The sequence below is a fragment of the Allokutzneria multivorans genome (genome assembly GCF_039537405.1).
In the GTDB taxonomy this organism is placed as follows: domain Bacteria; phylum Actinomycetota; class Actinomycetes; order Mycobacteriales; family Pseudonocardiaceae; genus Allokutzneria; species Allokutzneria multivorans.
In genome coordinates this window covers 123799-135900 of sequence record NZ_BAABAL010000027.1, presented here as the reverse complement: position 1 = coordinate 135900, position 12102 = coordinate 123799, and the positions used below count along the sequence as shown (strand labels likewise).

General features: G+C 70.4%; 17 protein-coding genes and 1 riboswitch. Of the genes, 2 read left to right on the top strand and 15 right to left on the bottom strand.

Features of this window, described 5'->3' with window-relative positions:
* Positions 1–83: 83 nt before the first annotated feature.
* A riboswitch (glycine riboswitch) is annotated at positions 84–197 on the bottom strand.
* Between the two features lie 201 nt (positions 198–398).
* The 12 genes from ABD798_RS36305 to ABD798_RS36250 all read right to left on the bottom strand — a co-directional run bounded on the left by ABD798_RS36305 (position 399) and on the right by ABD798_RS36250 (position 8509).
* On the bottom strand, positions 399–902 hold the full coding sequence (locus ABD798_RS36305; RefSeq protein WP_425549331.1) for a MerR family transcriptional regulator: 504 nt from the start codon (positions 900–902) through the stop codon (positions 399–401).
* A gap of 558 nt (positions 903–1460) precedes the next feature.
* A complete protein-coding gene (locus ABD798_RS36300) occupies positions 1461–1934 on the bottom strand; it encodes a bifunctional nuclease family protein (protein WP_030429529.1) in 474 nt (157 codons plus the stop codon).
* Positions 1935–2050: 116 nt separating this feature from the next.
* Entirely contained in the window at positions 2051–2785 is a 735-nt protein-coding gene (ftsR, locus tag ABD798_RS36295) for a transcriptional regulator FtsR (protein WP_344885914.1), read from the bottom strand.
* Entirely contained in the window at positions 2786–3238 is a 453-nt protein-coding gene (garA, locus tag ABD798_RS36290) for a glycogen accumulation regulator GarA (protein WP_344885911.1), read from the bottom strand.
* A gap of 130 nt (positions 3239–3368) precedes the next feature.
* On the bottom strand, positions 3369–3752 hold the full coding sequence (gene gcvH / locus ABD798_RS36285; RefSeq protein ID WP_344885908.1) for a glycine cleavage system protein GcvH: 384 nt from the start codon (positions 3750–3752) through the stop codon (positions 3369–3371).
* A gap of 60 nt (positions 3753–3812) precedes the next feature.
* Entirely contained in the window at positions 3813–4514 is a 702-nt protein-coding gene (locus ABD798_RS36280; protein WP_344885905.1) for a DUF881 domain-containing protein, read from the bottom strand.
* Positions 4515–4522: 8 nt separating this feature from the next.
* Positions 4523–4855, bottom strand: coding sequence for a small basic family protein (locus tag ABD798_RS36275; RefSeq protein WP_086819118.1), 333 nt, complete (start codon positions 4853–4855; stop codon positions 4523–4525).
* 5 nt (positions 4856–4860) lie between these two features.
* Positions 4861–5721 (bottom strand): DUF881 domain-containing protein, encoded by an 861-nt coding sequence (locus tag ABD798_RS36270; protein WP_344885901.1) that lies wholly within the window; start codon positions 5719–5721, stop codon positions 4861–4863.
* The gene (clsA, locus tag ABD798_RS36265; RefSeq protein ID WP_425549330.1) at positions 5714–6358 is read right to left on the bottom strand and encodes a cardiolipin synthase ClsA; all 645 of its coding nucleotides are present in this window, start codon (positions 6356–6358) and stop codon (positions 5714–5716) included. Before clsA ends, ABD798_RS36270 begins: the two co-directional genes overlap by 8 nt.
* A gap of 117 nt (positions 6359–6475) precedes the next feature.
* The gene (locus ABD798_RS36260; RefSeq protein ID WP_344885899.1) at positions 6476–6712 is read right to left on the bottom strand and encodes a hypothetical protein; all 237 of its coding nucleotides are present in this window, start codon (positions 6710–6712) and stop codon (positions 6476–6478) included.
* Between the two features lie 286 nt (positions 6713–6998).
* On the bottom strand, positions 6999–7673 hold the full coding sequence (locus ABD798_RS36255; protein WP_344885895.1) for a hypothetical protein: 675 nt from the start codon (positions 7671–7673) through the stop codon (positions 6999–7001).
* A 122-nt stretch (positions 7674–7795) separates the two neighbouring features.
* A complete protein-coding gene (locus ABD798_RS36250) occupies positions 7796–8509 on the bottom strand; it encodes a DUF6319 family protein (protein ID WP_344885892.1) in 714 nt (237 codons plus the stop codon).
* Between the two features lie 124 nt (positions 8510–8633).
* Between ABD798_RS36250 and ABD798_RS36245 the strand changes: the two genes are divergently transcribed.
* Positions 8634–8984, top strand: coding sequence for a hypothetical protein (locus tag ABD798_RS36245; protein ID WP_344885889.1), 351 nt, complete (start codon positions 8634–8636; stop codon positions 8982–8984).
* 12 nt (positions 8985–8996) lie between these two features.
* Complete coding sequence (erm, locus tag ABD798_RS36240; RefSeq protein WP_344885887.1) at positions 8997–9791, top strand: 23S ribosomal RNA methyltransferase Erm; 795 nt, start codon at positions 8997–8999, stop codon at positions 9789–9791.
* 397 nt (positions 9792–10188) lie between these two features.
* On the opposite strand, the gene ABD798_RS36235 is transcribed toward erm, so the two are convergent.
* From ABD798_RS36235 to ABD798_RS36225, 3 genes are all read right to left on the bottom strand, one after another.
* Positions 10189–10362 (bottom strand): hypothetical protein, encoded by a 174-nt coding sequence (locus ABD798_RS36235; protein ID WP_344885884.1) that lies wholly within the window; start codon positions 10360–10362, stop codon positions 10189–10191.
* A gap of 200 nt (positions 10363–10562) precedes the next feature.
* Positions 10563–10781, bottom strand: a complete 219-nt coding sequence (locus tag ABD798_RS36230) for a hypothetical protein (protein ID WP_344885881.1) — start codon at positions 10779–10781, stop codon at positions 10563–10565.
* A gap of 460 nt (positions 10782–11241) precedes the next feature.
* A complete protein-coding gene (locus ABD798_RS36225; protein ID WP_344885878.1) occupies positions 11242–12057 on the bottom strand; it encodes an rRNA adenine N-6-methyltransferase family protein in 816 nt (271 codons plus the stop codon).
* Positions 12058–12102 lie beyond the last annotated feature (45 nt).

Sequence of the window (12102 nt, the reverse complement as noted above, 5' to 3'; positions counted from 1 at the left end):
TCGCCCGGGGCTCCAGGCTTGCACCGTCGGCGGGGCGCTGTGCCGGGACTGGGACTCCCGGGACGGCCCGCTTTCCAGAGGCGTCTGCCCACGCGGTCCTGGGTGCCTGAGAGGTTCCGGGGAGGAGTTGCTCCTTCGGCGCCGTTGCCCGCCCGGTGAAGCGCCCGGCCGGTCACGGTCTCTCCCGCGTGGGATCAGCGACTACGCGCGAATCCTACCTGGAGTTCCTGACCGCTCAGCCCCAACTGTGACGCGACACGAGCACTCCGACTTTCAAGACCCGCCCGAGCGAATGCCGCGTTCGGTCCGGTGAACGCCCTGAATGACTCATTCAGGGCGTTGAGCGTGCTGAATGAGTCATTGAGGGCGCTCAAGTACCTCAATGAGTCATTCAGCTGCTAACCGATGCGGCGGGCGCGGCGTTGGGAGAGCTCGTCGGGGGTCTCGGTGACCCACTCGCCGCCGTCGGCGCGCTCGGCGGGGAAGGCGTGGATGGTGCCGCTGATCTCGCGCATGGCGCCGCTGACCGCGATGCCGAACACGCCCTGGCCGCCTTGGAGCAGGTCGACGACCTCCTCCGGCGAAGTGCACTCGTAGACGGTGGTGCCGTCGCTGAACAACGTGATCCTGGCCAGGTCCTGCACGCCGCGGCTGCGCAGGTGCTCGACGGCCACCCTGATGTTCTGCAGCGAGACCCCGGTGTCCAGCAGTCGCTTGACCACCTTGAGCACCAGGATGTCCTTGAACGAGTACAGCCGTTGACTGCCGGAGCCGTGCGCGCTGCGGATCGTCGGGACCACGAGGTCCGTCCGTGCCCAGTAGTCCAGCTGGCGATAGGTGATCCCGGCGATCTGGCACGCGGCCGGACCCCGGTAGCCGACCATCTCGTCAGGCAGGGACATGTCAGGGAACAGCTCGCCCTGCTCGCCAGCGCTCAACCGGATTGGCGCCTGTTCGCCCACGCCTGCCTCCCCTCGGCCGGTCCGGGGACCGGCGCCGCCGACTGTGTGGACCGATCCACCTCGGTCCGCCGGCCGCGGCACCCTCCCGGCGGTGCACGCCGGAAGGACTCGCTCGGACTCGACGGTAGAACCGGCCATGCGGGCGGTCAACGCGACGCGCGGGCAACAGGAACCCTCAACTCAAGGTCGAGGGTTCTCCTCGCGAGGTCGGCTCCGAACACGGAGAGCGACGACAAGAACACGCCCAGCCTGGCACGTCCCCGCCCACCCCGCAGGGCAGAACGGCGTCACCAGGGCGCGCGAGCTTCACATGAAACATGCAGCGCGACTATTGCACGCGCGAGGGGGCCTTCAGGTCACCCGGTGTAGGCATCTCATCTTCACCCGCCGAGCACGAAGAAGCACCCACGACGCGCGGAACGGCCGCGCACAAGAAAACGCCCCGGATCTGCACGTTGCAGGCCCGAGGCGGTCAGGGACGAAAGTTCAGGGGCGGGGCTAGCTCTCCGGGGCGGCGAAGTCCTCCGGCGAGACGTTGTCGAGGAACTCGCGGAACTTCTCCACCTCGTCCTCCTGCTCGTCCGGGATGACCAGACCGGCCTCGGCGAGCACGGACTCCTCGGCGTGGATCGGCACCCCGATCCGCAGCGCCAGCGCCACCGAGTCGCTGGGCCGCGCGGAGACCCGCAGGTCGCCGTCGAAGACCAGCTCGGCGAAGAAGGTGCCCTCCTGCAGGTCGGTGATCCGCACCTGCTCCAGCTCCCGCCCGAGCGCCCCGATCACGTCCTTGAGCAGGTCGTGGGTCAGCGGCCGCGCTGGCCGCACCCCCTGCTGCTCCAAGGCGATCGCCGTGGCCTCGACCGAGCCGATCCAGATCGGCAGGTACCGATCCCCCTCGGTCTCGCGCAGCAACAGGATCGGCTGGTTGTGGGGCAGTTCGACCCGCACCCCGACGACGCGCATCTCGCTCATCGGATCTCGCCTCCTCCAGTGCTCTCCACGTGTGGGAAAACCTCGCCGTTACCGAGCATCTCGTACCACCAGCGCCGACGCTACCCGCGATCCGGCTGGCACGCCGCGCGCGTTTCTCAGCCCTTGGCCACGCCGCGCAGACCGACCTTGACGAGCATGGCGTGCAACGACACCGACAACGCCGCGAGCCGGTCCAGTATTTCCTCCGCGCGCTCACGAGCACGCGGATCTCGTTGCAGCAGAACGGGAGCGACGATCTGCTCCAGCAGCGCGACCTCGCGGTCGGCCGAGGAGCGGAAGGCCCGCAGGTGCCTGGGCTCGATGCCGAAACCCGTCAGTTCCTTGGCGGTGCGCGCGATCGGCACCGCGTCCTGCTCGTAGAACCCGGCGGCGCCGGGGCGGAGCAGGCCGTGCTGTTCGAGCTCGCCGAGCAGCCGCTCGTCGACCCCGGTGGCCTCCAGGAACTCCTCCCTGGTGAGCCTGGCGCGCCTGCTGATGTCCGGCAGCTCCGGACGGGAGGGCGCCGAGGGCACCACCGACAGCTGCGCCGCCGCCGGATCGGTGCCGTACCCGGTCATCCCCGCGTTCTCCGCCGCGTCCAGCTGCTCCTTGATCACCTTCAGCGGGAGGTAGTGATCCCGTTGCGCGGTGAGGACGAAGCGCAGCCGCTCCACGTCGGAGCGGGCGAACTGGCGGTAGCCGGAGGAGGTGCGCGCCGGCCGGACCAGCCCCTCCGACTCCAGGAAGCGGATCTTGGAGATCGTCACCTCCGGGAACTCGGACCGCAGCTGCGCGAGCACCGCTCCGATGCTCGAACCCCCGCTGTTGGCCCGTCCGGCCGCCGCCGTCATCTAGTTGTTCGGGCCCGTCAGGAACACGAGCCGGAACTTGCCGATCTGCACCTCGTCGCCGTTGGACAGGACCGCGGTGTCCACCGGGGCCCTGTTGACGTAGGTGCCGTTGAGGCTGCCGACGTCCACCACGACGAAGTCAGCGCCCTCGCGGCGGAACTCCGCGTGCCTGCGCGAGACCGTGACGTCGTCGAGGAAGATGTCGCTGTCGGGGTGCCGCCCGGCGCTGGTGGTGTCCCGGTCCAGCAGGAACCGGGAACCGGCGTTGGGACCGCGCTTGACCACCAGCAGCGCCGAACCGGCCGGGAGGGCGTCGACGCCCGAGACCGGCGGCGCGGGAGCGGGAGCTGCCTCGGCGCCCTCGACGTCGGCGAGGAAGTCGGCTCGGAAGATCGACGTCGATTCGGCCGCGCCTTCCGGCGGGACGCCGCCGGGCCCGTCGTTCTGGCTCACCTGAGCTCTCCTCGTCCTGGATGAATCCTGCGAAGTGTCGGTCAAACCTACCGTGCCGCCCGTGGCAGGCCCGGCCTGGCTCCTCCGCTTGCCGAACAGCCGTCGAAAGATCGATATCACGCTTCGCCGATCAGCCTTCGTTGATCTTCCCACGGTACCCGGCCGCGTCGAGCAGGCCGTCCACCGCGGCCGGGTCCTCCAGCCTGAGCTCCACCAGCCAGCCGTCGCCGAAGGCGTCGGTGTTGATGGTCTCCGGCGCGGTCACCACGGCCTCGTTCACCGCGACGACCTCGCCGGCCAGCGGGGCGTAGATGTCCGAGACGCTCTTGGTGGACTCGACCTCGCCGAGGACGTCCTCCGCGGCGACCTTCCTGCCGGTCTCGGGCAGCTGGACGAAGACCACGTCACCCAGCTGGTTCTGGGCGTAGTCGGTGATGCCGATCCGCACCGTGTCCTCACCCGTGCGGGCAACCCACTCGTGCTGCTCTGTGTACCTCAAGTCCTCGGGAACCACCGAGCGTTCTCCTCCCGTCCCGTACGCAAACCGGCTCAGTGCCAGTCGGCTCTCCTACTGTCAACCGGCCGGGCGAGCGTATTTGTGGCTCCGCTCGGGCCGCAAGGCGGTGATCTCCACACGTTCACTCTGGGCGAGGCGGGAGCCACCACCGGCCCGTTCCACGGAGTCCACGACGCCGCCGGGGATGTTCAGCGCTTGGGCAAGCGTAGGGGGGTCCCCCACGGCCACGATCACGTAGGGCGCCGACAGGTCCGTCCCGTCCAGCCGGAGGCGCCCCGCCGAGCCGGTGAAGGCGGAGTCGACGCCGGTCCGCACGCTCCCTACCTGCACCGCTTCGGCTCCGGCCGCCCGCAGCTCCTGCACGGCGTCCAGCAGCGTCTCCGGGCCGACCTTTCCGCGTGGGTCGGTGATGTCCACCCGCACGCCCGGCCCCGCCGCCGCGACGGTGCCCGCGAGCACGCCGAGCGCGGTGGCCCTGCGCCTGGCCTCCTCCAGCGCGGCGGTGGAGCCCTGACCGCTCTCCCGCAGCCTGCGCAGCGTGGCCTCGGAGTCGGCGATCTCCTTGTGCAGCGCGGCTTCCCGCTGGCGCAGCCCGTCGAGCAGCACCACCAGGTCCTGCGGCCGCTGGTCGGCGAGCGCGTCCCCGGCGCGGGTCCTGCGCACCTGGGTGACCAGCGCGAGGCCCAGCGCCAGGCACAGCAGCGCGATCAACGACCCCGACAGCAGCCGGTGCCCCTTCTCGTCCTTCGGCTCAGCCACCTTCCACCTCACGCCTTGAAGAGGTGCCTGCGGATGGCCGAGGCGTTGCCGAAGATGCGGATGCCGAAGACCACCACCACGGCCGTGGAGAGCTGCCCGCCGACGCCGAGCTCATCGCCCAGCAGCACGATCAGCGCCGCGATCAGCACGTTGGACACGAAGGACACCACGAAGACCTTGGCGTCGAAGATCCCGTCCAGCCGGGCGCGCAGCCCGCCGAGGACCGCGTCCAGCGCGGCGACGACGGCGATCGGCAGGTACGGCTGGACCCAGTCGGGCACGGTCGGGTCCAGCCACAGGCCGAGCACGACCCCGACGGCGAGGGCGATCACGCCGATCATCTCGACTACCTCCCTGTCGTGGTGGGTGGAGCGGTGGGTGGGGCGATGGGCGCTGCGGGCACGACCGCGAGCCGGGGCTCCTCGGCGGGTGCCGCGGCCAGCCGCAGCTCGCCGACCCGTTCGATGGTGAACGTGGTGCCGTAGAGCTGGGTGAACGTGGCGAAGCGCCCGTGCCCGTCGGTGCCGACGAAGCGGGTCTCCAGCTCCTCGGGGGAGCCGATCGCCTCCAGCACGTAGGGCTGGGTGACCGGCCGGTTGTCCACGAGCATCCCGCCCGCCTGGCGCACGGCGGTCCTGGGCTGCAACCGGTGCCCGCCGACCGCGACGGCCTCGGCCCCGCTCGCCCACAGCGAGTTGACCAGCACCTGGAGGTCGCGGTCGAGGATGTTCTCGCGCGAGCGGGTTCCGCGCCGCTCCGGCGGATCGCCCACGGTGACGCGCAGGCCGGGGCCGGTGACCGGGACCGCGGCGGTGGCGCGTTCGAGCCGGGCCAGCTCGTCGAGCACCGCGCGCCCCTGCCCGTCCCCGGTGAGCGCGGCGGTGCGCGCCTCGTCCAGCCGCTTGGCCAGCTCGGCGGCCCTGCGCGCGAGCGCCTCGGTGTCGGCGCGTTCCGCGCGCACGCCCGCGACGAGCCCGCGCTTGGTCTCCTCGGCGCCCGGTTGGCGCGCGGCGGCGTTCACCGCCGCGACGCCCATCAGCGAGCCGAGCAGCAGCGCGCCCACCGCGAACCACACCCGCTGGGCGAGCCACGGCACCGGCCGTCCGGCGCGCTCGCGGTGCGCGGCGGCGTACCCGGAGTCGAGGTGGTCGCCCAGCAGCTGGCGCAGCAGCGAGCTGCTCAGGTCGTAGCGCCGCCGCTCAGGCACCCGCGAGCGCCCCGCCGACCTTGCCCTTGCGGATCGCGGCGCCGAGCTGGACCAGGTAGAGCACGCCCGCCCACAGGTAGAGCAGCACGCCCCAGATGGTGAAGCCGTAGGCGATCGGCCGGACGAACTCGGCCACCGCCGACGTGCCGTCGGCGGCCAGCAGGAACGGGAAGGCGTAGAGCAGCACGAAGGTGGCGGCCTTGCCGGTGTAGTGCACCTCGAAGGTGCCGTAGCCGTAGCGGCGCAGCACCAGCAGGCTCAGTCCCAGCACCAGTTCGCGGCCGACCAGGGCCAGGATCACCCACCAGGGCAGGATGTCCCGGACGCCGAAGGCGATCAGCGTGGCCAGGATGTAGAGCCGGTCGGCGGCGGGGTCGAGCATGGCGCCAAGCTTGCTGCCCTGGTTGAGCCAGCGCGCGAGCTTGCCGTCCAGCCAGTCGGTGAAACCGCCGACGGCGAGCACGACGATCGCGAGCACGTCCTCCTCGGGGCCGAGCAACAGCCACAGGAAGAGGGGCACGCCCGCGAGGCGCAGCATGCTGAGGATGTTCGGGATCGTCCAGACGCGGTCGGACTGGGGCAGTTCCCCGCCTGACGAGCCGGACGACGGGGACGCCGTCACCGCTTCGCGTTCCACCTGGACTCCTCGACCGCACGCGCGGCGGAGCCGGGGAACGGGGAGGCGCGCCGCGTTTCGCCCGCACCCGCTTGCGGCGGCAAGCCTGCCACACGGCGGAGGACGGGGCGCGGGAGGCTACAGGCGGGTGCGGCTCCAGCCGCGGCGCTGCAGGTCCGCGTGGCTCATCAGGGTGGGGCGGCCGCGGTCGTCGACGCCGACCCAGCGGCTGCGGCCGTGGCCGCCTTCGAGGACGTAGGCGTGGCCGCCGCTCCAGACCACGCTGCAGGGCGCGGTGGGCAGGCTGGCCCCCTTGGTCGTCCTGCGTTCTGTGACCGGGTCCTCGGCGATCGCGGTCGCGGTGTGTGCGCTCATGGCGGCTTGGCTCCTTGGTCGAGCCCGGCGACGGGCTCCGTCATCACTCGTACTTGATTTCGGCCCGCACCCTCGGGGTGTTAGCCGTGACACATGAATTGTGGACCGTGCCGCCCGGGAAGACGGCGGTTTCCCGGGCGGCAGCGCCCACCGGGCGAACGGCGTCGCCCAGCAGCACCGGGGTGAGAGTCGCGACCGTCACACCCCACCCCGGCAGGGTGCCGTTCACCGATGATCAACGGCCGGACAACGGCGGCCGATGTTCGTCCCGGCCGATAACGCCTGGTCAGGGGGTCCAGGTGATCGGAGCCCTTCCGAGCTCCAAGCGGTAGAGCACGCTGCCGGGCTCGGCGCCCTCGGGCAGCAGGTGGATCTCGCAGGTCGTGTGCTCCTGCCCGGCCGCCCAGCCGCGCGGCGGACCGCCGTTCGGGCAGGAGTCGAGCTTCAGCCCGCCGATGGCGATCACCAGCAGCTTCCCGCCGGGCTTGTTCGCCTTGTCGGCGACGGCGAACCGGGACGGCGTGGGCATGCCGCTCTCCAGCGCGCCCTCCATCCGGTTCACCAGCTTGTAGGTGAGGTAGTGGGGGACCTTGCCCGAGGAGGTCTTCTCCTCGATCTTCAGACCGGCGGCGGCCAGCTCCTGGAAGCTGCCCTTCTCGACCTTCAGCGGGGTGACGCCCACGGTGTAGACCTTCGAGCCGAGCGAGTTCTCCACAACGGCTTCCTGGCCGTACTTCAGCGCGGTCCCCGCGGGGCTGAGCGGCGCGGTCGGCTTGCCGACCTGCTCCGGCGCCGCCGACGTGCTCGGCGGGGCCGGACGGCTGGAGGACGGCGGCGGCCCTGGCGCGGCGACCGCCTCGCCAGCCTGCGGGCTGGCGCAGGCGGAGGCCATCGTCAGCGCGACGGCGGTGACGGCGAGAACGCCTGCCGTGCCGCGTCGGCGACTGGGAGTCGTGACCACCGGTCCTCCTCGGTTGGAGACGGGAAGTGCCGGGAACGGCACTCACGGGATGAGACCCCCGATCGTGTTACCCCGTTCCCGGCACTCCTGTGACTCAGGTCACACTGTCGTGCGGGTGGTGCTCAGTTCTCCAGCTCCTGCAACGCCTCCTCGGCGGCGGCCAGCTCGGCGCGCAGCGCCTCGACCCTGGCGGCGTGCCGATCGCGCGCGGCGGAGAGCACGGACTCGATGGCCTCAGCGGCCTCCTCGTCCAGCGCCTTGGCGACCTGGCCGACGGCGGCGGGGGTGATCGGGGCGGGCTTGGACTTCTTCTTGCCGGAGACGACCTCGATGGTCCACTCGCCCTCGGCGGTGGCCGACAGCGTCACGGTCAGCTCGGCACCGGCGGCGGAGGGCTGCTTCTTCGCGGCGGGCTTGGCGGGCTTCGGCTTGGCGGGGGCCGGGGTCGGCTCGGCGGCGGCGGGGGTCTCCGTGCTCGCCGGGGCGAGCTCCTCCTGGTTCTGCGGGGTGGCGGGTGCCTGCTGCTCGGTGGGAGCGGTCACCGTGTTGTCCTCTCGGTCGTGCGCGGTCGGGCTGGGGGTCCTGCGGGGCGGCTTGACCATGCTCACCTCGGCCGGGTTGAAGGACAGCACGTCCATCGAGCCGGTCGGGCGGATCTGGATGAAGTCGCCCTCGTCCGGGTCCGTGAGGGCCATGATCTTGCCGGAACGCCCCTGCTCCACCCCCACCGCGGCGTCGGTGAACCAGACGACCGGCAGACGGCCCGAGTCGAGCTCGGCGCGAATGTGGGTGATGTCCTGCTCGGACAGACCCGACAGGGTGGAAGTTGGGGGCATCGCCTCTCCTTTGTTTCTCGCGCGGCTGCCGCGCGGGCCGCCGTGTGCGTGACGGCCAGGCGCAGAATGCCGTAAGGCACCGACAGTCTCCGCACCGAGGCGCGAGTCCGGGCATGATCTAGGCATGACCTTGCAGCACCTGTGGCTCGCCGACGTGGACGGCAACCTCATCCAGCCCTCGGCCATCACCCTGCTGACCCTGCGCTCCAAGTACGGCGAGCGCGCCCGCCAGGACACCCCGCAGGACGTCACACTGCACGCCGAGCTCGGCGTGACCGACGACGACGGGGACCCGCACACGCACGCGCTCACCCCGCCGCTGCCGTACCCGGGCGCGGCGGAGATGCGCAAGCAGCTCGTGCAGCTGCTCGCGAGGCACCACGGGACCGAGACCCCGGTGATCGTGCAGGTCTCCTTGCAGGACAACGTCATCCGCTGGACCGTGGACCGGCTCTCCGCGCCAGAACAGGCGTGAGAGGCTTTCCGGGTGTCGACGCGCCGCAGTGAACGGGACGAGAACCGCAGGGTCCACGGGCAGAACTTCCTCCGTGACCCGAAGTCGCTGCGGCGCATGGTCGAGGTGGCCCGCGTCGGCCGGGAGGACCTCGTCTTCGAGGTCGGCGCGGGCGAGGGCGTGCTGACCGAGGTGCTGGCCGAGCGGGCCCGCTACGTCGTCACCCACGAGGTGGACCCGCACCTCGCGCGGGCGCTGGAGCCGAAGCTGCGCCGCTGGGACAACGTCGAGCTCGACTTCGGCGACTTCCTGCGCGTGCTCCCCGCGGCAGAGCCGTTCAAGGTGGTCGCCAACATCCCGTACGCGATCACCTCCGCGATCGTGGACTGGTGCCTCGACGCGCGGTACCTGACCTCGGCGACGCTGATGACGCAGCTGGAGTACGCGCGCAAGCGCAGCGGCTGGTACGGCAGGTGGAGCCAGCGGACCGTGGAGACGTGGCCGCTGTTCTCGTGGGAGCTGTGCGGCAAGATCCCGCGCGAGCACTTCCGGCCCGTCCCCAAGGTCGACTCCGGCGTCCTGCACATCACGCGCAGGGAGAAATCGCTGCTGCACCCCAAGGAACTGCGCGACTACGAGAAGCTCGTCGCGCTCGGCTTCACCGGCATCGGCGGCAGCCTGCGCGCGTCGCTGTCCAAGATGTACACGTCGAAGCGGGTCTCGAAGGCCTTCGACGACGTGGGCCTTCGCCAGGACACCGTCGTCGCGTTCGCCCACCCTGACGTGTGGATCGACCTCTACCGCGCGCTCAACCCCAGCCACCGCTAGAGCGCGGGTTGGGGTGTCTTCAAGACCCCCGAACCCCCGTTTCGATCATCGTTGACCGCACCCGACCCGGCACTGTCGCGGGTCCGCTGTCCGGAGGTGGCCCCAGTTGATCATCGGGCGTCGCGGGCGGGGTCGACGGGTCATGTCGACGCGGTCCTGATCGATGAGCTGCTCGGCGGCCTGGTACTCCGGGTTGTGCAGCCTTCCGGAGAAGACCGCCCAGTCCTCATGGTCTTGCCCAACGCGTGATCAGAGCGCCATGGCCGAATGCTCGCGCATCACCGGGTTTCGCTCCAGCACTTCCACTCGCACGAGTCCGCTTTGCGGGCCTGGCAACAGGATTGCTCAGCAGCCGCGAATGGCTCGTTTGACGCGTTGAGCGCACTGAACGGGTCGTTCAGTGCATGCGCACCTTGATCTGGAGGACGGTGAGCCGGTGAACATCGTGCCGAATCGTGCACGTGGCAACGAATCCGCTGCCACGGACTTCATGCTCGCGGTAGCGCCCGTCCGTGAGGTTGTGCTGGGCGTTCGCGTACCGCTCGATCTTCGCCTCGATCTCTTCCCTCATCGAGGAAGGGACGGCGACGAGCGCGCGCTGTGACTGAGGCGAGTACGCGACGAGATAGCTACTCACGGAATCGCCGAGTCTGGCGAGCGAGGTGGGACGGGAGGTTCGTCATGGCGCATGGCCGAATGCTGGCGCACTCCACCGCAGAAGTTCCAGCGGATCCACTCGCACGATACCGCTTTGCGTGCCTGGCAACAGGATCAGGCCAGGTCGTCGTCGACCCAGATGACCTCGTGGCCATCGATGAACATGCGCGTGAACTGGAAAGCGACGTCGTGAAGGCAGCGCACGAAGCTCGCCCGTGCTGAGACGACGTGGGGCAGGTATTCCGGTCGGGCGGTGTCGATGGAGTACTTGAACAACACGGACAGCTGGTGCGGCAACAGTTCGCGGACTCGGTGGATGTTCTTGGCGCACAACGGTCCTGGCGGGGCGAACGGGAGGTCGGGTAGTCGTCGGCGTCGTCGCTCAGCTTGAGCGCGGCGGGGACAGGCAGCGGTGGTTTGTCCAAGAACACCAACGGCACGCGGCGAATGCTGACCCAGCCACCGCCAGGCGATCCAGCACATCCACCCGGACGAGAGCGCTTTGCGGACCCCGCAACAGGATCGCTCAGCGATCGCGAACGGCTCTTTTGACGCGTTGAACGCACTGAACGGGTCGTTCAGTGCTTTCGAGGGGCTCCTGCTGGCGCGCGCATGACGACGAGAGCCACCGAGGATCGGTGGAGCCGGATGCGAACGCCTCGTTTGGTGCGGTGTACTCCCTGAAAGGGTCATTCAGGGAGTACAGGTACACCAATGAGTCATTCAGGGCCTCCCCGGAGCGGGTGGGGCGTGCTTCGCGGGGCCGCTGTGGGTACGGAACGGAAAAGCGGGGTCAGGGCTTGTCGAGGGTCTTGGGGATGGCGGGCCAGCTGATGGTCTTGTCCTGGCCGAGTTCCTTGGCGATCTGGCTCCACTGCTGGATGGTGACCACTTCGGCGGGGGCTCCGCCGGGGACGCCGACCTCGTTCATCATGCGCTTGGCGCGGTTGCCGGGAACGGAGTTGGCGAGCACGGTGCGCGCGCCGCGCTCGGGTGCGCCGTAGGCGGCGTGCAGCAGGGTCCACAGGACGCGGTCGGTCTGCCGGTTGAAGCCGTCGCGGCGGCGGATCGACACGTGGGCGGCGTCGCCGCGCAGGTTGGGCTGGAAGTTCGTGGCGGCGAGGCGGCTGCGCACGCGGATGTCGAAGCGCGAGGACCACCACGCGACCTCGAGCGCGGTGGGGTGGGCCGCGACGAGCTTCTTGGCGACGCCGAACTCCAGCGCGAGGTCGGCTCCGGCGAACGGGCTGCTCGGCGGGTTGAGCAGGCGGCGGAGCACGTCGTTGGCGGTGAGCTTGGGCAGGCTGGAGACCACCCAGAACTTCCTGCGCGGCAACGGGATCGAGCGCGGGTCGCCGTCGACGACGCGGACCTTGTCGGAGTCGGCGAACTTCTTGGTGAGCCGCTCGGCGAAGCCGGGGTCGCGCTCGACGGCAAGCACCCTGGCGCCGGTCTCGGCGAGCGGGGTGGTGATCGAGCCGACGGCGGCGCCGAAGTCGATCACGAGGTGGTCAGGGCCGACCCCGGAGGCGGCGACGAGCTCGGCACCGACCTGCTTCGAGCGGAGGAAGTGGAGGCCGGATGCGGTGGAACGGGGCCCACGGGACAAGCGGCACCACCATCGAACGAAGGGATATGAGCAGCGGTGATGGTA